The sequence below is a fragment of the uncultured Neglectibacter sp. genome, assembly GCA_937958185.1.
Classification (GTDB): domain Bacteria; phylum Bacillota; class Clostridia; order Oscillospirales; family Acutalibacteraceae; genus Acutalibacter.
The window spans coordinates 1-18556 of sequence record CALFFN010000020.1; the positions used below are offsets into that span (position 1 = coordinate 1).

An 18556-nucleotide genomic window follows, 5' to 3' on the forward strand; every position below is an offset into this window, starting at 1 on the left:
GGAGCGGACGACGAGGCTCGAACTCGCTACCTCCACCTTGGCAAGGTGGCGCTCTACCAGATGAGCTACGTCCGCATATCAGAACGCTATTTATTATATCGAAGAAAGTCGGGTTTGTCAACTGAAAATTTCGGATTTTTTGCAAAAAGATACAAAAGCCGGGTCTCTCCCTGAGGAAAGACCCGGCTGCATGATCCGAAAATGCTGAAAATCAGATCTTCTGGACGTTGACTGCCCGCAGCTTTTCGCTGTTCTTGGGATCGGGCTCAGTCTCGAAGGTCACTTTCTGACCTTCCTCCAGAGTCTTGAAGCCTTCGCACTGGATCGCGGAGAAATGTACAAAAACATCCTCGCCGCCCTCATCGTTAGAGATGAATCCATAACCTTTTTCTGCGTTGAACCATTTGACTGTACCGTTCATGTTCGGCACCTCCATAAAAAATTGTATCCGGCATAGCTGCGCCGTATCACTGGGAAAACTCCCTGCGCTCCGAGCCCATCCGGGAAACCCCGGCTAAAAAAAGCTCACAGCTTGTGTAAATCATCAGACGTTCAATGACTTACAAAAACTGTGAGTTCATCTTCGTGCTATCAGAATACACTGTTACTATACCACCCCCAGGGGATAATGTCAACAGGTTTTTCAAAATTTATTTTGCTGTCTGCGGGGCTTTGTAAATTTTCCTGCCTTCTCTGGTGTTTTCCGCCCATTTATGTTATACTGAATATTACCTGCTGTTGGCAAGCGGGCAGTTTGGGTTTTGCGTCTCTGTCCTAACGAAAAGGTTATCACTGGAAAACCTTTTGGAACTTCCCCTTTTCGGGCAGCTATGCTAAATTTTAGGAACGGAACCTGGTATCGGACAGGCACGGTCTAAAAGAAAGAAACGTAAGGTGGTCCTTTTATGATTCAGCCTCAGGCGCTCAGCGTCATCAATGAAGTGCGCAAGGTCATTGTCGGCAAGGATACCGTCATCTGCAAGGTGATGATGGCGATACTGGCACAGGGACATATTCTGTTGGAGGACAACCCCGGCATGGGTAAGACCACGCTGGCGCTGGCGCTTGCCAGAGCTATGGGCCTGCAGTTCAACCGGGTGCAGTTCACGCCGGAGGTCATGCCTGCGGACGTGGTGGGCTTCTCCGTTTACAATCAGGCAAAGGGAGACTTTGAGTACCGCCCGGGCGCGGCAATGTGCAATCTGTTCCTGGCAGATGAGATCAACCGCACCAGTGCCAAGACCCAAAGCGCCCTGCTGGAGGCAATGGAAGAGGGGCAGGTCACGGTAGACGGGGTTTCTTATCCCCTGCCCCAGCCCTATACTGTCATCGCCACCCAGAACCCGCTGGGCTCCGCGGGCACCCAGCCTTTGCCGGAATCCCAGCTGGACCGCTTTATGATGCGGCTTTCCATCGGCTATCCCGATTTGGAACAGGAAATCAAAATTTTGAAGCAGACCGCCGGGGGCAGACCCATCGACCGGGTGCAGACCGTGTGCAGCGCCCGGGACCTGCAGCAAATGCAGGCGGAAGCCGCCTGTATACACGTGTCGGACGAGCTGTACCAGTACGTTGCCCGGCTCTGCGCCGCCACCCGGGAGAGGCCCATGCTGCGCATCGGCGCAAGCCCCAGAGCCGGCGGGGCGCTGGTTCGGGCTGCAAAGGCGTCCGCCTGGATGGCGGGCAGGGATTATCTGATCCCCGGCGACATCAACCTGCTGTTCCTGAATGTGATGGAGCACCGCATTATTCCCTCCCCCCAGGCTGCCGTGAACGGCATCGACCTGCGCAGTATCTTGGCGGAAACACTGAAATCCGTTCCTGCCCCCAAGCTGGTGAGATGAGCTATGCTGAAAAACAGACTGACCTATCTTGCCGTCCTGCTGGGCGCCGCCCTGTTTTTTGTATGCTATAACGGGTATATTTCCCATTATGTCTTTCTGGTCACGCTGGCGCTGCCCTGGATCTCCCTCCTCGTGTCCCTGCCCGGCATATTCGGCGTGCGCCTGACCTTCTCGGTGGAGGCGGCGGAGGTCAACAAGGGGCAGAGCGTGCCGCTGCAGCTGACTATCGATAGCCGGCTGCCTTTCGTCAGCGGGCGCGCCCACGTGACGCTGCACACACACAATACCCTGACCGGGGAGACCCAGGACGAATATTTTACCTTTACCGCCAGCCCGAAAGCCATGACTGTGGTGCACCAGCTTTCTTCCCCCTGCTGCGGGCAGGTCCTCTGCGAGCTTCGCAGGGGAAAAGTCTGCGACTATATGGGGATTTTTTCTTTTCCCCTTTCCCTTTCCCGCTGCCCCCAGTACCAGGTGACCTTCTATCCCGCGGTCTATCAGCCGGAGCTTTCCGTGGAACAGGTGTTCCTGCCCGGCGGCGAGGGCGAGCGGTATTCCCACACAAAGCCGGGAGACGATCCCTCGGAGCTGTTCGACCTGCGGGAATACCGGGAGGGCGATAAGATCTCCCGGATCCACTGGAAGCTGTCCCAGAAAAGCGGCGCTCTGCTGGTAAAGGAATTTGGGCTTCCCATTTCCGACCACATTCTGTTTGTGCTGGACGTGAACGGCACAAACAGGGAAACCGATCTGCTGCTGGACATTTTTGCCACGCTGTCCCACTATCTTTCCCGGCACGGGGTCTCCTACCAGGCTGCGTTCTGGGAGGAAAACCAATTTTGCCTGGAAAGCATTCCCAGTGAGGAAGCGATCCGCCCCGTATTGGGGCAGCTGCTGAAAATCGGCAAAAATGACGCCCGCAAGGCGGTTCCCGCACAGGCGCTGCCCCGCGGAGCCTCTCACATATTGTACCTTTGCTGCGTGCCGGACGGCAGCACCGCCTCCTCTTTGCAGCAGCAGCTTCCAAACGCCCGGCTCAGCATACTGCTGGCGTCGGAATCACCTGACAAATTGCAGATAAGCCTGCCCTCCCGCGTCGAGCTCACCACGGTAAAGCCCGGACAGATCATGGACGCGTTGAACGGCTACCATCTCTAGCGGCTGCGCCGCGGGCAATCGGGAAGCTGCCTTTCTATAGAGGAAAGCGACCGGCCCGACCGAAAACACCAGAAGTTTTAACTTTCTTGGTGTCTGCGCCGCTTTTTTACACGTGAAACCTCTCTTGCATGGAGAAAAGTGGCTGACCCGACCGAAAGGTACTATGACTTTTACTTTTTGAAGCACTCGTGAAGCAGCTGCGCTGCGGGCAATCGTGAAACCTCTCTTGCATGGAGGAAAGCACCTGACCCGACCGAGAAACACTAGAATCTTTTACTTTCTTGGTGGCTGCGCCGTTTTTTTACTCGTGAAGCGGCTGCGCCGCGGGCAATCGGGAAGCTGCTTTTTGCATGGAGGAAAGCACCTGACTCGACCGCTGAAAACTAAAACTGACAATCTAACAACTAACGACTAATAACTAATAACTACCAAGCTAACGACTAAATCTGAAAGGGGGGAGCTGAAATGCCGCGAAACGATCCTGTGGATAACCGATCCGCCGCGCTGCTGAACAAGCCCGGGATCATGCTGCCAAAGCCCGGGGTCCTTGACTCGTACAGCTTCTTTGTGGTGCTGTTCCTGATTGCCGGCGCAGGGGCGTTCGGCTGCTTTTACACCGCCTTTCAAATCGAGCTGTACTGGGGTCAGCTCACCTTTCTGGGGATATTTTTCGTTCTGATCTGCGCGGCGCAGTTTCTGTCGGAGCGCCGGAGATGGGCGGTGCCGCTCATGACCCTTGCCATCTGGGGCTTTGCCCTCTGGCGGAACTTTGACGTTGTCCTGCAGGGCTTTCTCCGCACTGCTAACGCCATGCTGACCGCCTATTCAGGCAAGCTGAACCTGCGGGAGCCGCTGCCCCTGTTTTCGGTGGAGGAGCTGCCTGCCGCCGAGGCGACCCACGTGCTGACGGTGTTTTCCCTCTTTCTGGCGTTCCTCTTTTTCTGGCTGCTTTCCTGGCTGTTTATCCGGCACAAAAGCGTGTTGGGCGCCTTTTGCCTGACGGGGGTCTTCCTGCTTGCGCACCTTGCCTTTTCCATTCTGCCCAACCGCTGGTGCTTCGGCGTCCTGCTGCTGTTCTGGGCATTTTTGCTGCTGGCTGCCCCTTCCCTGCGGCAGCGCAGTCAGCTGGTGGAAAACGGGGTGGCGTTCCAATCCTCCGGCGATATGTTCTTCCGCCCGGCGTCTCTTGCCCTGCTGCCCGTTCTGGCGCTGTGCATGATCTTCCTCTACAGCGTGTCCCCGCCGGAAACCTATGAGCGCCCGCAGTTCATCGTCGACCTTCGGCGGGAGCTGACTGAGGGCATGAATCTGAACACGATCTTCCGGGGCGACACAAAAAACGGCGAACGGGTAGAATTTTCCTCCCTTGGCGACCGCTATTTTACCGGGAAGATCGCTTTACAGGTGCGGCATGAATGGCAGAACGGCATTCCTACCATTCTGGAATCCCCCACCAGCCAGAAGGATTACCTGAAGAGCTTTGTGGGCAGCGTTTACACCGGGGAAAGCTGGGAAAAGCTCCCGGAGCGGGATTCCGAGCTGGTGGCGGAGCTGTGGGGAGATCAGAACCCCCAGACCCTTCCCGCCGACCTCATGCAGACCATGCCCGGCTCTACCGACCCCCACTATTCCTATTTCCTGTCCGTGCGCAAGCTGGGAAAGGATCCCCAGAGCATTTACTCGCCCTATGGGCTGTACTCTCCCCTGGGCGCGCCCAACAACATGGAATATGTAGACGACGGCTTTTTGCAGTCCCCCCATCTGTTTTCCGGCACGGAGGAATATGCCCTGTCCGCCGTGGCAATGCCGACCCTGGAGCATTTATCCTACTACGCGCCCCGGTTTTCCGGCTATTTTGAAGCCTTTGCCAATGAGCGGTACTTTGGGGACAGGGAAACGCTGCTGAACACCCTGCTCACCCTGCGAAACTCCCTGAGCGCGACACAGGGCACGACGCAAAGCCCGGCGAATTGGGACCTGTGGCAGGCGCCGGACTGGGCAAAGGAGCAGTTGGAGGGAGACGAAGCCCTGCAGCTATTGTCTCCCCTGGAGCAATACAACGCATTTGTCTATGCCAAATACACCCATCTGCCCGATGACCTTCGCGATTTTCTCACGGAGTACGCGGAAGAAAACGGACTGCCCACTTCCGTAACGCCGGAAAGCCGGGCATCCTATCTCCAGCAGGTACAGCGGCTGCTGGCGCGGCAGTGCACCTATTCCCTTTCCCCGCCCGCGCTGCCAAAGGGAGAAGACTTTGTCCAGTATTTTCTGACGGAAAGCCGCACCGGCTACTGTGTGCATTTTGCCACTGCCGCCACGGTGCTGCTGCGGGCGGCGGGCATTCCCGCCCGGTACGCGGAGGGCTACGCTGTTCCTACCAGCCTGCCCATTACTGCCTCCGAGGGCAATTGGAGCAGCGGCAGCTGGGTCAACGTGCCGGACTACAACGCCCACGCCTGGGTGGAGGTGTATTGGGGCGGTATCGGCTGGGTCCCTGTGGAGATGACCCCAGCGGGTCCCATGGTGCCCGCCGCTTACGCCAACGCCACGGGTCCCAGCGAAAATGACCATTTGACCGATTCTCTCACTGCCGCCAGCAGCAGCCCCACGCCTACGCCCACCCCCGCTCCGACGGAAAGCGCCCTGCCGACGGTCTCACCCTCGCCCACGCCGAGCGCTTCCGCTGCCCCTGATAATATCACTGGCAGCATAACACCTTCGCCCTCTCCGGGAAGCACCTCCCTGCTGGGTGTGGGGCTTGCCACCAGTGACGGGCGAATGACCCTGCCGGGGCTGCTGCTGATCCTCCTGCTGGTTTCCCTGCCCCTCCTGCTGATTATACTGCTGCGCCCCATTCGGTTGTTCTTCCGCCGGAAAAAATTCCGGCAAAAGGACAGGAACAAGGCGGCGCTGTGCCTGTATTCCCATCTGCTGCGACTGTACTGGGCGAACACCGCCCTGCCCGGCGACGGGGTCTCTCCCCCGGAGGAGCTGGAGGGGCTCGCCCTGAAGGCCCGGTTCAGCGATCACACCCTGACCCGGGAAGAGCTGAAAGTCCTCGCAGAGCAGGTCGCTTATCTGGAAAAGAAGCTGAACCGTGAGCTGCCCAAATACCAGCGCCTGAAATGCAAGTACCTGCTGGCGCTGTTCTGAAATTTTCCCAACACAAAAACCCTCTCGGGAATTTCCTCGAGAGGGTTTTCTTTTCCGTACAAATCAGGACAGGGCGTTGAAGTTTTCCACTACCTTGTCCACGGTGTCCCTGTTCGACATTGCCATCAGGATCACATTGCCCCGGCGCAGGACGGCGGTTTTCTCCGCTTCCGCGCACACCCATTTCCGGGGGTCAAGCTTTTCCTCGATCTCCGCCCTGACCTCCTCCGCGTCCACAGAATCGGGCACACGGAGCAGCGCGACACAGTGGGCAATGGAGCCGATCGCCGGCTCGGAGACGATCGCTTCCGCGCCCTCGATGGGGTCGATAAACAGGAACCAGGAGAAGTTCTCCTCGGTGACCTCCGTCTCCAGCAGGGAAAGCTCCGGGTCGGTGGCGTCCTTCGTCACCTCTGCGAGCAGCTCGGAAAGCTCTCCTTCGAGGCGTTCCCCGCCGCTGCTGCCAACGCTTTCAGCCGGCTGCCCGCAGGCGGTGCAGACCAGAAGCAGGGCGGCGGTCAAAACCAGTAAAAACATTTTCCTCATAAAAATTACCTCTTTTCCTTTCTTAAAAAGCAGGGTGCGCAGTCACTTGCCGATATATTCCCGGACAAAGAAATCCGCGCCCACGCTTTCGCACACTTTTTTACAGGCTTCTATTTCATGTTTCGGCATGGTGCCGACCACCGTCATGCGGACATGGGGAACATTCAGCACCGCCCCGGAGGTAAACCGCAGAATAGCCGGAAAGGCTTCCAAGCCAAATTTACTGTGGCACAGCCTGTCGTATTTCTCCGCCGTACTGGCGTTTAAGCTGACGGACACCGCGTCCACCCTGCCGTCCAGCTCCTCTGCGACCCGTCTGCCCACGATCAGGTCCGCAAGACCGTTGGTATTGATACGGATAAAATGAGAGCCGTGGGCGCGCAGCTTATCGCAGAGCCACATCATGTCGTCCCAGCGGCAGGCGGGCTCTCCGTAGCCACAGAACACGATCTCCGTGTATTTGTTCAGGTCCCGGCGCTCCAGCTCTGCCCAGATCTCCTCTTTCGTGGGCTCCTTGCCCTGATACCAGAGATTGTCCGCGTACAGGCTGCCCACGCTGTTCTGCCGAAGGCAAAAATCGCAGCGGTTGGGGCACTGGTTCGTCAAATTGATGTAAAGCCCGGTTTCGTATTCGTATACGATACTGGTGTTCTGTTCTGTCCTGCTCATAGTCTTTCCTTTCCGATCTCTCCGTTCTTTGGAATGTGGAACAGCCGTCTGGCATTTTCTTCGGCTGCCCGTAAAATGGTTTCCGGCGTTTCCCCGCGAAGCTCCCCTATTTTCTCCGCCACATGGCGGATCAGGGAAGAATCGTTCCGCTTGCCGCGACAGGGCACAGGCGCCATATAGGGGGCGTCGGTTTCCAGAAGCAGCCGGGAGAGCGGTATTTTCTCCGCCACCTCCACGGCGTGCCTGGCGTTTTTGAAGGTCACCACGCCGCCCAAGCCCAGATACATTCCCAGAGACAAAAGCTCCTTCGCCGTTTCCCAGCTGCCGGAAAAGCAGTGGACCACGCCCTGGGGGCGGTAGCGCCGCAGAAAATCCAGCGTGTCGGCATGGGCTTCCCGGTCATGGACTGCCACCGGCAGGGAAAGCTCGCCCGCAAGCTCCAACTGAGCGGCAAATACCTCCTGCTGGCGTTCTTTCGGGCATTCGTCCAGCCAGTGGTAATCCAGCCCGATCTCTCCCACCGCCACGATCTTCTCCCTTTGGAGCATTTCCCGAATTTGAGAAAGCCAGTCCTCCGGCAGCTCTCGGGCATTTTCCGGGTGGATTCCCGCCGCGCCGTACACATAGCCGTACCGCTCCGTCAGGGCGATGGTGTCCCGGCAGCCTTTGAGGTCCGCGCCCATATTGATAATACCGCAGACCCCGGCATTCGGCAGGATACTTCCCAGCAGCTCCTCACGGTCGCTGTCGAACTGCTCATCGTCATAATGAGCGTGGGTGTCAAAAATCAATTCTTCCATTTATTTCCTGTACCTTTTTTCGATTCTTTCATGAACAAAAATCAGCAGAGGGATACCGAAGACGCAGGTGGCAGCAACAATGATTGCCGCCGCTATGGGAGAGGGAAAAGCAACGGCTCCGGCAGCCCAGAAGGGCAAGGAGTAGACTTTCCACATGGCGCTTTGCGCCCGGTTATAGGCGGGAATATCAGAAATGCTTTCGGTCGGAACCTTGCTGCCCGACCAGAACCACATGGGTTCTTTCCGATGAGCGGAATATACGCCGAAGCCGAAAAAGATGCCGGCGCAGACCCAGCAGCAAGTCATCAAAATGATTTTCCCAACCATGCGAAATCTCTGCCCTTTCTAACATCTAGTATCCAGCGTCTAGTCTAGCAGAGCTTCGCGCCGGCGGGGATACTGTCGTCCACCATCAGCAGATGGAGGGCTTCCTCGCCCTTTTCCTTGTGGACCGCGGAGATCAGCATGCCGCAGCTCTCCAGCCCCATCATCTTCCGGGGCGGCAGGTTCACAATGGCAATGAGCGTCTTGCCCACCAGCGTTTCCGGCTCGTACCATTTATGAATGCCGGACAATATCTGCCTGTCCACGCCGGTGCCGTCGTCCAGTGTAAAGCGCAGAAGCTTGTCGCTCTTTTTCACTGCTTCACAGGCTTTCACCTTTACCGCGCGGAAATCGGACTTGCAGAAGGTGTCAAAATCCACCTTTTCTTCTGTTTGAGGCTCTACCTCGATGGCGGGGACAGGCTGGTTTGCCAGCCGCTTTTCCTCTGCCCTGGCGATGACCTCGTCTTCCGCCAGGCGGGCAAAGAGGATTTCCGGCTGCTCCGTCACCTTGCCGCCGCTGGGGTACAGCCCGGTCTGATCCAGCTCGTCCCACGCTCTGGGCTGGGTATTCAGCTGGCGGAAAATGTTCTCACAGGTCTGGGGCAGGAAGGGCTGCAGCAGGGACGCGCCCACGCAGATGGAATCCACCAGATTGTACAGCACGGTTTCCAGCCGGGGCAGCTTTGCTTCGTCCTTTGCCAGCGACCAGGGCATGGTCTCGTCGATGTATTTGTTGCAGCGCTTGAACAGGTTCATGATCTCCGTGATGGCGTCCGCCGCCCGCAGGTCCGCCATCTTTGCGGCAGTCCTGTCACGGCAGGAGGAAACCACGGCTTTCAAATCGTCGTCCACCGGCTCGGTCACGCCGGAATTTTTCACCACGCCGCCGAAATATTTGTTGCTCATGGAAATGGTGCGGTTGACAAGGTTCCCCAAAATGTTCGCCAGATCAGAATTGTTCCGCTCCGTCACCAGCTCCCAGGTCAGGTTGCCGTCATTCTCATAGGGCATTTCATGCAGCACGAAATACCGCACAGCGTCCACGCCGAACACGTCTACCAGATCGTCGGCATAGATGGTGTTCCCCTTGCTCTTGCTCATCTTGTTGCCGTTCATCAGCAGCCACGGGTGACCGAACACCTGCTTCGGCAGGGGCAGGTCCAGCGCCATCAGGAAAATGGGCCAGTAGATGGTGTGGAACCGCACGATGTCCTTGCCGATCAAATGCAGGTCGGCGGGCCACTCCTTCTGGAATCGTTCCGTGCTGCTCCCATCGCAGTGATAGCCAATGCCGGTGATGTAGTTGGTCAGTGCGTCCAGCCACACGTAAACCACGTGCTTGGGGTCAAATTCCACAGGAATGCCCCACTTGAAAGAGGAACGAGAGACGCACAGGTCCTGCAAGCCGGGCAGCAGGAAATTGTTCATCATCTCGTTTTTCCGGGAGACCGGCTGAATGAATTCCGGGTGCTCATTGATATAGTCGATGAGCCGGGGGGCGTATTTGCTCATTTTGAAGAAATAGGCTTCTTCCTTGGCGGGGTGGACCTCCCTGCCGCAGTCGGGGCATTTACCGTCCACAAGCTGGCTTTCCGTGAAGAAGGATTCGCAGTCAGTGCAGTACAAGCCTTCATAGGCGCTCTTGTAGATGTCGCCCTGGTCGTAGAGCTTTTTGAAGATTCTCTGCACCTCCCGCTCATGATAGTCGTCGGTGGTGCGGATAAAATGGTCGTAGGACACGTTCATCAAGTCGAACTGTCCCTTGATGATACCGGCTACTCTGTCCACAAATTCCTTGGGCGTGATGCCCTCGGCTTCCGCTTTCAATTCATTTTTCTGACCGTGCTCGTCCGTGCCGGTCTGGAACCACACGTCGTAGCCCTCCAGCCGCTTGAACCGGGCGATGGCGTCCGCCAGCACGATCTCATAGACATTGCCAATATGGGGCTTGCCGGAGGTATAGGCGATGGCGGTGGTGATATAATATTTTCCTTTTTCGCTCATAAAGCGTTTCGCTCCTTCTGGATACTAGATACTGGAATTCCTAACTTCTAATTGCTAATTAAGCAGGCGTGTACCCTGTTTCCGTTACGATTTTTTTCAGGTCATCTTCCGTGAGTCTGCCCCCGTCATAGGTCACACGGGCGCATTTCTGCTCCAAATCCACTTCGGCGTCACGCACGCCTTTGGCGTCCGTAAACGCCTTCTGCATTCGGGAGGAGCACATGGCACAGTGCATTCCCTCAATATGAATGACAGCTTCTTTCCAGTCCTTTTTTCCAAACATAAAAAAACCTCCTGTTCGGCGGCATGTGCCGCGTTTTCTTAAAATATTATTTGAAAATCAGCGCGGAAAACACGCTGGCGATCATCAGCAGTGCCAGCAGAGCCGCAACCACGCGAATGACGATCGCCCTGCGCTTATGATATCCCTTCATCAGCAAAACTTCCTTTCTTACTCGTGAATCTGCTTTTTACAGTACGCCGCTGAGTATGCCGACCACGACTAAGCGGCAAAACGCACTTGTTTTCTCGTGAACCTGCTTTTTTGCAGCGCGCCACTGAATGCGCCGACCACAGCGGCGAGCCGCCGCTGGCATTCGTGTCCGTCCCTTGCTTTCCGGCAAATTTACTTTTTCGGAACACCGCCAAGCGGCGAATTACAGTTATCATAACACTTTTTTGCAGGTTTGTAAAGAAATCCCAACGGAGAAAAACGGAAAAAGCCTTCACCCTCCTGTCCCTCCCTGCATACCCTGATAGCAGGGACAAGACCTGCCGGGCAACCGCTTGCCTTCGGCGGGCGCCGCCCCGTATCTTATCGAAAAAGGAAAGAGGGAATCACATTGTCAGAAGAAAAAACCGGCATGGCGTGCGGTCTGTACAGCGACCCCACTCCCCTGCCGCCCGACCCTGTCCCCGCTATGGCATATGTGCCCTACCAGCAGTGGAGCAACCAGCTTCACAGCGCGGAACGGGCATTGGAGGCGGGGACCCTGTTCCCCGTACTGGATAAACCCTTCCTCGGCGGAAGGAGGGAGCCCAGATGAGCGAAAAGGAAGCCCTGCGCCGGAGGATCTACGCAGTGGAATTTGCCTCTTGGGAGCTCCACCTGTTTTTAGACACCCACCCCAATAACAGCGAAGCGTCCAAAAAGCTGGACGAATGCCGGGAGCGGGCAAGAATGCTCCGCAAGGAGTATGAGGAGAAATTCGGCCCCATCGGCGAAACCCCTCAAAATACCAGCCGCTGGGCATGGATCAGCGACCCATGGCCCTGGGAAAAGGAGGCAAATTAAATGTTTGTATACGAAAAACGTCTTCAGCACCCTGTCAACATCAAAACCCCCAACCCCAAGCTGGCAAAAATCATCATCACGCAATATGGCGGTCCGCATGGGGAGATCGGCGCCTCGCTTCGGTATCTGAGCCAGAGATACGCCATGCCGTACCCGGAGCTGCGAGCAATTTTAACGGACATCGGCACGGAGGAATTGAGCCATCTGGAAATGGTAGGCACCATCGTGTACCAGCTCACCAGGAACCTGACCCCGGAGCAGATCGAGGAAGCGGGCTTCCAGGATTACTTTGTGGACCACACCACCGGCGTGTACCCCATTGCCGCGTCCGGCGTGCCCTTTTCCGCCTCCACCTTTGCCGTCACCGGCGATACCATTGCCGACCTGCACGAGGACCTGAGCGCGGAGCAGAAAGCCAGAATGAGCTATGACAACATTCTCCGCTTTGCGGACGACCCCGACGTGCGGGAGCCCATTAAGTTCTTGCGCGCCAGAGAGATCGTACACTTCCAGCGCTTTGGAGAGGGTCTGCGTATCCTCACCGACAAGCTGGATTCCAAGAATTTTTACGCCTTTAACCCGTCCTTCGACAAGCAGTGACCTGACCCAAACCGGCTGCAAAACCCACCATAATACGCGCAAAAGACCCCCGGCAGGGAGAGAACCCTGCCGGGGGTCTGCTGTCCATAAATTTAGAGAAATGCGATCTGCGGCTCCGCGAGCCGCTTTTCACTTCTCAGCCAGAAAGAAAAATCTGCGGAAATGCAGCACGACGCTGCCGTTTTTGCGGACGGGATAAATTTCCTCCGCCCGGCGCACCAGCTCGTCCTCAAATTCTTTCCCGGCGGTCTCTCCCAGAAAACCCAGATAGGGGCGCAGCCGCGTACCCTTGACCCATTCCACCAGTGCCCGATGGTCGGCAAGGGGGTGGCAGTATTTTGTCTCCCACAGGGTAAAAGACGTGACGCATTCTGACAGAATATCAAAATATTCTGCGGGCGTCAGGGTCTCGTTGGGCTGCAATTTCACATTCTGCAAGCCCCACCGGGGCTCCGCGGCAACTTCGTCAATCAAGCGGAACAGCGGTTCTTCCCCGTTCATAGGAATCTGTACCGCCAGTACGCCGTTTGGCGCCAGCTTGTCCATCAGCGCCGGAATCAGCGTTTCATGGTGGGGGATCCACTGCAAGCAGGCGTTGGAAAACAACAGGTCGTACCTGCCGTCCAGCGACAGCGCGTCGCACAGGCAAAATTCCAGCTCCGGGTGCTCCCGCCGGGCTTTTTCTATCATGTTGGGCGAATTGTCGATCCCGACGATCCGGGCGCCGGGAAAAAGCTTTTTCAGCACCACTGTGCTGTTCCCCGGTCCGCAGCCGATATCTGCAATAGTCCTTAGGTCTCTTTCCCTCACCCGCATCGCCAGGTCTACCGCAGGCTGCGTCCGCTGCTCCTGAAATTTCAAATACTGCTTTGCGCTCCAGTCTGACATCAGGCACCTCCGAAATTTTGACTTTATCCCAGCTTGACCCGGTAAATCCTCTGCCGTTCCATGCCCTCGCGCCATGCAAAGTATTCCTTCGGCACTTCAGCGATCTCTACCAGCTCCGCGCCAAGGCGCTCTATGGTGCGATAAGAAGCGGCGTTGTGCTCACTGCAGGTCAAAAGCAGTTCTTTCATGCCGTGATACCGCGCCGCCGGAAAAACAAGCCTGCACGCCCTGCCGGCATACCCGTTTCCGCGATATTCGGGGAAAATTTCATAACCCATATTACCGTTATAGTAAGAGTGGAAATTTCTGCCGATCCGCAGGCTGATCCTGCCCACGCAGTCGTTTTTTACTAAGATATCCCAGTAATAAAACGGCAGCATCACCCTGTCTCCGCCATACTTCTGCGTCACGGAGAGGGTCATATCTCCCTCCGTGATATGGTCAAATTCCTCTGAAAATGCAAACCCTGTTTCGATCTCCATACCGTTCTCCCACAAGCTGGCTGCGTGTCAAATATCGCAGTAGCACCTTTCGTCCGACGGGTCCACATAAATCGTATGCTTTGCAATATCCGCGTACTCCGGCAAAGTGCCGAGGGCGTTTCGCAGAATGTGCTTGTACATCAGGTTGTAGGTGTCGCCCTCAGAAATTTTTCCGTTCGACAGCTTCCCCGTGATCCAGCCGCGCCGCAGCAGGTTCAGGAGCCATTCCTTTTTCCGGGAGATCAGCTCCCGGGTCTTTTCGTTATTGACGTCGGTAAACGCCATCAGCAGATAGGAGAGCGGGAGCCCGTTCTGGACGGCGGCTTGCCCATTCCCGATGGAAAGGAATTGTTCCCCCAATGCTGTCACCAGGTCGTCGATCCATTCCCTGTCCTCCGAAAAGGCAGCCGCAAGGAAACGCAGGACGCTGATCCCCGCCGCCATGCACTCTCCCTGGGCGCAGGCGCTTCCAAAGCAGGTCTTCTGCAATCTATCGTAAGTATGCTTTCCCATATCCAGCACGATCTGGTTTTCCGGCGCAAATTTGTGCAGCAGCCGCAGAATTTCCAGCTCATAGTGGTTCGCATACAGCAAATTGGTTTTGGGCAAATAGCCCTGCACCAGCCGCAGCTTCTTACCGCCGTTATGCGGCGGCAGAAAATACAAGGGATACTGGACGTCTGTTCCCGGGTCTGTCCGCATCCGCTTTTTGTACACCGTGACCTCTTCCTGCCGTGCTGCACTGTCCAGAAAAGCGGATACTGAGCTTTCCCTTTCCGAATCGGAAATTTTCTCCGAAAAAGCTTCCTTTCGGTTCAGCTCTGCAAGCAGCTTATACGCTTCCATTTTCGCTGCTCCCCGGCTTGCCGTTTTCCCCGTCCAGATACACCCGGGACCCGGTGGCGCCGGTCTGTCCCTGATACTTTCCGTCATAGGGGCGGGCGGCGGAAGCGTCCATTTGAGCAAAGACCAGCTGCCCCACCCGCCTGCCTGCCTTCAGCTCGATGGCGCAGCGGTTGGCGTTATACAGCTCCAGCGTGATCTCCCCGTGAAAGCCCGGGTCCACCCACCCGGCGTTCTGAATGAAAAGCCCCATTCTCCCCAGGGAGCTGCGCCCCTCCACAAAGGCGGTCAGGTCATCCGGCAGCTCAAAATATTCCATCGTTGTGGCAAGCACGAACTGCCCGGGCAGCAGAAGATAGGTGTCCGTCTGCATGGTCCTGTAGCTGATTCTTTCTTCCAGCCCGATCCTGCCGGAGGGCGCGTCCTCCACCACGCTGAACGTGTTTCCCAGCCGGATATCCACGCTGGCAGGCTGTATCTGTTCCGCCGTCAGCGGCGCGATCTTCAGCGTACCGTCCTCCAGCTTTTTCAAAATGGTCCTGTCGGATAAGATCATATCGGGCTCCTTTCGCGGAAATCCCTGCAGGGCAGTATCCCCATAAATTTCCGAATGCCTTTGTCAATATTCCACCCGCTGTTTCGGGCAGCCTATTCTTTCAAAATAGTACCATAAGAAGCAGGGGGTTTCAAGGTCATAATTAGCTTTGCCCGTGTCAGACGCTGTCCAAAAAATACCAATTTCCTTACTTTCTCTTGACAATCTGAACCGTTTGTGCTGTACTAGAATCGTAGAAAAACTTGGCATTCGACAGAAAAGTGTGCTTTCAGGCTTTTGCGGGATATCACGTAAAAATATTTCGGTGCAGCGGCAGTCTTTTCCGAAAAGAGCATTGGCTTTTTCCGTAATAACTGCTTGGAAAAGCAGGCAAAATGCTGAAGAAAGGTGAAAGCTTGAAAGAGGAATAGGGTACTTGGCGTTATAATTATTCTGCAAATAGCATTAAGGGGTGAGTATTATTTATGAAAATTAAAATTGACTTCTTTTCAGATAATTTTACAGAAGCAATCGGAGCAGGGATTTATAAAATAAGCGTTGTGAAGGCAAATGGCGATGTAGCACCCCTATACATTGGCGAGTCCGTTTTTGTATTAGTTCGTTGTGCAACTCATCTATTTGAATTGAAGAAGAACCCAAACTATTTGGGTTTTACCAAAGAAAGCATTGAAAACCCTAAGACAACATTGAAATTTGAACTGCTTTGTCAAATAGCTGATAAACAAGAACGAAAACATTGCGAGAAAGAATTGATAAATGAAACACTAAAAACACAACAACTCATCTGTCAAAACGGTATAAGTGACCGAATGAAAGGCATTGATGAAAAAATTGAAGCGCTTGAGAGTTTTCTAAGGCACAACAAATAAACATACAAAAAGCATTACCGACTGCAAAAGTCAGTAATGCCTTTTTACTGTATTCAGATAACTTCACCTGTAAATTGCAGGAAATGCACAACAAATGCGCTTTCCATCTGCACTCCGCCGCCCGCTAACAGCAAATTTCAAAAGGCACGCTTTTCTGCCGCACATAGGGAGCACGCCCGCTCTGCTTTTTTCATAATCCCCCTTCTCTGTCCGGCAAAAGCGGCGGAAACTTTTCACAGTGACCGCCGCTTTCCAATCAATTATTTTTTGTCTTCGTGCTCATTACATACTGGCAGATCGCCGTAGCGCAGTCCTCCGCGCCGACAGAGCTGTCTATGAGCAGATCATAGTTGTGACGATCCCCCCAGGATTGTCCCGAAATATTTTTGTAATATGCCGCTCTTGCCTCATCGGAACGGCGGATATTCTTCCTCGCTTCTTCCAAACCGTCCCCATACACCTGCATCACACGCTGTACGCGGTATTCTGCTGGGGCATAGACAAAGATATGGACGACGTTTTTATACTCGCGCAGCACATAGTCGGCGGCTCTGCCGACTATGACGCAGCTGCCCTCATCGGCAATTTTGCGGATCACCTTATCTTGAGCGGCGATCGCCTGCTGCATCACCTCTGTGCTCAGATAAAGGCTGTGCAGCACAGCGGGAGAATTTGCGTTGATGTCTGAGATAAACTCCTTGTCCAGACCGCTTTCCTGCGCCGCCAGCGCCGTCATTTCCTTGTAATAGAAGGGGATACCCAGCGTTTCGGCGACCAACTTGCCGATCTGCTTGCCGGACGAACCGTGTTCCCTGCCGATCGTAATGATGACGCCCTGCCTGGAGGGCTTCAAAACAGCTTCTCCCTGCTCTTCCCTTTGTTTTGGCTTCAGTGACCGCATAAATGCTATGGTCAGGGCTGCCGCCACGATCATGGCGACGAAATCCGCGATCGGCGCGGCGAACAGAATTCCCTCGATGCCGAAGAAGACGGGCAGCACCAGAATCAGAGGAATAAAGCAAACAATGTCCCGTATCATGGAAGAAATGACCGCCTGTGCCGGTTTGCCCACCGCCTGGAAGAAAATGGAGGTCATTTTTATCACGCAGGTGAAGGTGACCAGCGAAAGGAAGATGCGGAAGGTCTTTTCGGCAAAGACCCAATAATCTTCGGGGTTCGGTATATTCGTGGGCGTTCCGAAAATGCCGACGACCGCCTGCGGCGCCAGCTCAAACAGCAGGGTGGAAATTACGCCGATCACAACCGTGCAAAAAAGAATGTATCTGTACAGCTGCTTTACTCTGCCGTAATGATTTGCGCCCATGTTATAGCCGATGATCGGCTGACAGCCGAGAACGATCCCGACCACCAGATTGATGACCACGGTAAACACTTTGCTTTCGATCCCGATGATCGCAATAGGGATATCCACGCCGTAATGGGACATTGCGCCGTATTTTGCCAGCGTGATGTTGCAGACCAGCGAGATAATAACAATAGTCATCTGTGTAATGAAGGAAGAAGCTCCCAGCTTCAGAGCGCCGGAAAAGGCTTTGAAATCGGGAACAAAGCTTTTCCTGGTAAGCCGGAAGGTTCTGGTGCGGAAGAAATAGGCGAAGCTTATCACAAAGGAAACCAGCTGACCGATCACCGTAGCGAGGGCGGCGCCCCTCATGCCCCAATGCAGACCAAAAATAAAGGTAGGGTCTAAAATGATGTTTATTATGGCGCCAACCGCCATGGAAGCCATGGACCAGGCGGGGCTTCCGTCCGCGCGAACAACGGCGTTCATCATGTTAGACAGCATGTACACAGGGAAAAACGCTAAAATGATGTTGAAGTATTCGATCGCCATGCCAATGCTGTTTTCCGAAGCGCCGAAAAGCGTCAAAAGCTGCGTCTTCAGCGGAAAAAATACCGCCATCAGCACAATACTGGCGACCAGCGTGACGATGATCCCTGTCCCAATTGCCCTGTGTGCGGACTGTGTGTCCTTTTTGCCCTGACAGATATTCAGGTAAGCGGCGCAGCCGTCTCCAAAGCACCAGGCAAATGCCTGCGCGATAATGAAAATCGGAAAGACAACGCCTGTCGCCGCATTTCCCAGCGCGCTCAATTCACTGTTGCCAATGAAAATCTGGTCAACAATATTGTAAAGTGCGCTGACGAGCAGAGAGAGTACACAGGGAATGGAAAATTTCAGCATAAGCTTTCCGATTTTTTCCGTCCCAAGAAACTGGCTCTTTTCTGACTGATTCATAAAATCCTCCTGAAAATCATTTACTTTGGAGTCTTTATCAGAGAGAAAGCTGCCTGAAAACTGCGAAGAACAAGAAAAAAAGAACGTAGAACCGTCGTGATTCTACGCTCTTCCAGCTGTTCGACTTCCATATTTTAACTGAAAAACCCGCTTTTGTCAAGGGGCCGATCCATGAAGGGAAAGCATATCATTTTGCTGTTGCCGCTTTCCATCTTCCTACACCTGATGCCTTATTCCCACTCGCTTCTGCTAAACCAATTC

20 protein-coding genes and 1 tRNA gene are annotated in these 18556 nt (G+C 54.9%); 7 read left to right on the forward strand and 14 right to left on the reverse strand.

Translation table 11 applies throughout. The features are described from left to right. Positions 1-2: 2 nt before the first annotated feature. Both AB8996_RS05480 and AB8996_RS05485 read right to left on the reverse strand, forming a co-directional pair. Positions 3-75 (reverse strand) — tRNA-Gly (locus AB8996_RS05480). A 136-nt stretch (positions 76-211) separates the two neighbouring features. Then, on the reverse strand, positions 212-421 hold the full coding sequence (locus tag AB8996_RS05485; RefSeq protein WP_322181159.1) for a cold-shock protein: 210 nt from the start codon (positions 419-421) through the stop codon (positions 212-214). Between the two features lie 484 nt (positions 422-905). Between AB8996_RS05485 and AB8996_RS05490 the strand changes: the two genes are divergently transcribed. From AB8996_RS05490 to AB8996_RS05500, 3 genes are all read left to right on the forward strand, one after another. Next, a complete protein-coding gene (locus AB8996_RS05490; RefSeq protein WP_369297971.1) occupies positions 906-1844 on the forward strand; it encodes an AAA family ATPase in 939 nt (312 codons plus the stop codon). Between the two features lie 3 nt (positions 1845-1847). Further along, positions 1848-3002 carry a DUF58 domain-containing protein gene (locus tag AB8996_RS05495; RefSeq protein ID WP_369297972.1) on the forward strand — a complete coding sequence of 385 codons (1155 nt, stop codon included), beginning with the start codon at positions 1848-1850 and terminating at the stop codon, positions 3000-3002. 465 nt (positions 3003-3467) lie between these two features. Continuing rightward, positions 3468-6158, forward strand: coding sequence for a transglutaminase family protein (locus AB8996_RS05500; RefSeq protein WP_369297973.1), 2691 nt, complete (start codon positions 3468-3470; stop codon positions 6156-6158). 63 nt (positions 6159-6221) lie between these two features. On the opposite strand, the gene AB8996_RS05505 is transcribed toward AB8996_RS05500, so the two are convergent. The 7 genes from AB8996_RS05505 to AB8996_RS05535 form a co-directional block, all read right to left on the reverse strand. Beyond that, positions 6222-6704, reverse strand: a complete 483-nt coding sequence (locus AB8996_RS05505) for a hypothetical protein (RefSeq protein WP_369297974.1) — start codon at positions 6702-6704, stop codon at positions 6222-6224. Positions 6705-6746: 42 nt separating this feature from the next. After that, positions 6747-7373: a TatD family nuclease-associated radical SAM protein gene (locus AB8996_RS05510; protein ID WP_369297975.1), complete on the reverse strand. Its 627-nt coding sequence runs from the start codon at positions 7371-7373 to the stop codon at positions 6747-6749. Further along, complete coding sequence (locus AB8996_RS05515; RefSeq protein ID WP_369297976.1) at positions 7370-8173, reverse strand: TatD family hydrolase; 804 nt, start codon at positions 8171-8173, stop codon at positions 7370-7372. Before AB8996_RS05515 ends, AB8996_RS05510 begins: the two co-directional genes overlap by 4 nt. Further along, a complete protein-coding gene (locus tag AB8996_RS05520) occupies positions 8174-8500 on the reverse strand; it encodes a hypothetical protein (protein ID WP_369297977.1) in 327 nt (108 codons plus the stop codon). 44 nt (positions 8501-8544) lie between these two features. Then, the gene (metG, locus tag AB8996_RS05525; protein WP_369297978.1) at positions 8545-10503 is read right to left on the reverse strand and encodes a methionine--tRNA ligase; all 1959 of its coding nucleotides are present in this window, start codon (positions 10501-10503) and stop codon (positions 8545-8547) included. Between the two features lie 58 nt (positions 10504-10561). Then, on the reverse strand, positions 10562-10786 hold the full coding sequence (locus AB8996_RS05530; protein WP_369297979.1) for a heavy-metal-associated domain-containing protein: 225 nt from the start codon (positions 10784-10786) through the stop codon (positions 10562-10564). A gap of 134 nt (positions 10787-10920) precedes the next feature. Further along, positions 10921-11232 carry a hypothetical protein gene (locus AB8996_RS05535; RefSeq protein WP_369297980.1) on the reverse strand — a complete coding sequence of 104 codons (312 nt, stop codon included), beginning with the start codon at positions 11230-11232 and terminating at the stop codon, positions 10921-10923. A 113-nt stretch (positions 11233-11345) separates the two neighbouring features. Between AB8996_RS05535 and AB8996_RS05540 the strand changes: the two genes are divergently transcribed. Genes AB8996_RS05540 through AB8996_RS05550 form a run of 3 tightly spaced genes read left to right on the forward strand, consistent with a single transcriptional unit; the run spans position 11346 to position 12397 of the window. After that, positions 11346-11549 carry a spore coat associated protein CotJA gene (locus AB8996_RS05540; protein WP_369297981.1) on the forward strand — a complete coding sequence of 68 codons (204 nt, stop codon included), beginning with the start codon at positions 11346-11348 and terminating at the stop codon, positions 11547-11549. Next, complete coding sequence (locus tag AB8996_RS05545) at positions 11546-11797, forward strand: spore coat protein CotJB (protein WP_369297982.1); 252 nt, start codon at positions 11546-11548, stop codon at positions 11795-11797. The genes AB8996_RS05540 and AB8996_RS05545 overlap by 4 nt, the downstream gene beginning before the upstream one ends. Continuing rightward, on the forward strand, positions 11798-12397 hold the full coding sequence (locus AB8996_RS05550; RefSeq protein WP_369297983.1) for a manganese catalase family protein: 600 nt from the start codon (positions 11798-11800) through the stop codon (positions 12395-12397). 129 nt (positions 12398-12526) lie between these two features. Here the strand turns inward: AB8996_RS05550 and AB8996_RS05555 are convergent, their stop codons facing one another. Genes AB8996_RS05555 through dcd form a run of 4 tightly spaced genes read right to left on the reverse strand, consistent with a single transcriptional unit; the run spans position 12527 to position 15166 of the window. Continuing rightward, positions 12527-13285, reverse strand: coding sequence for a methyltransferase domain-containing protein (locus AB8996_RS05555; RefSeq protein WP_369297984.1), 759 nt, complete (start codon positions 13283-13285; stop codon positions 12527-12529). A 23-nt stretch (positions 13286-13308) separates the two neighbouring features. Beyond that, the gene (locus AB8996_RS05560) at positions 13309-13767 is read right to left on the reverse strand and encodes a GNAT family N-acetyltransferase (protein ID WP_369297985.1); all 459 of its coding nucleotides are present in this window, start codon (positions 13765-13767) and stop codon (positions 13309-13311) included. 27 nt (positions 13768-13794) lie between these two features. Further along, positions 13795-14613: a hypothetical protein gene (locus AB8996_RS05565; RefSeq protein WP_369297986.1), complete on the reverse strand. Its 819-nt coding sequence runs from the start codon at positions 14611-14613 to the stop codon at positions 13795-13797. Further along, the gene (gene dcd / locus AB8996_RS05570; protein WP_369297987.1) at positions 14600-15166 is read right to left on the reverse strand and encodes a dCTP deaminase; all 567 of its coding nucleotides are present in this window, start codon (positions 15164-15166) and stop codon (positions 14600-14602) included. Before dcd ends, AB8996_RS05565 begins: the two co-directional genes overlap by 14 nt. 464 nt (positions 15167-15630) lie before the next feature. Here dcd and AB8996_RS05575 point away from each other — a divergent pair, with 464 nt between their 5' ends. Next, positions 15631-16035, forward strand: coding sequence for a hypothetical protein (locus AB8996_RS05575; RefSeq protein ID WP_369297988.1), 405 nt, complete (start codon positions 15631-15633; stop codon positions 16033-16035). 256 nt (positions 16036-16291) lie between these two features. Here the strand turns inward: AB8996_RS05575 and AB8996_RS05580 are convergent, their stop codons facing one another. Next, positions 16292-18295 carry a cytidylate kinase family protein gene (locus AB8996_RS05580; protein WP_369297989.1) on the reverse strand — a complete coding sequence of 668 codons (2004 nt, stop codon included), beginning with the start codon at positions 18293-18295 and terminating at the stop codon, positions 16292-16294. Between the last annotated feature and the right edge of the window lie 261 nt (positions 18296-18556).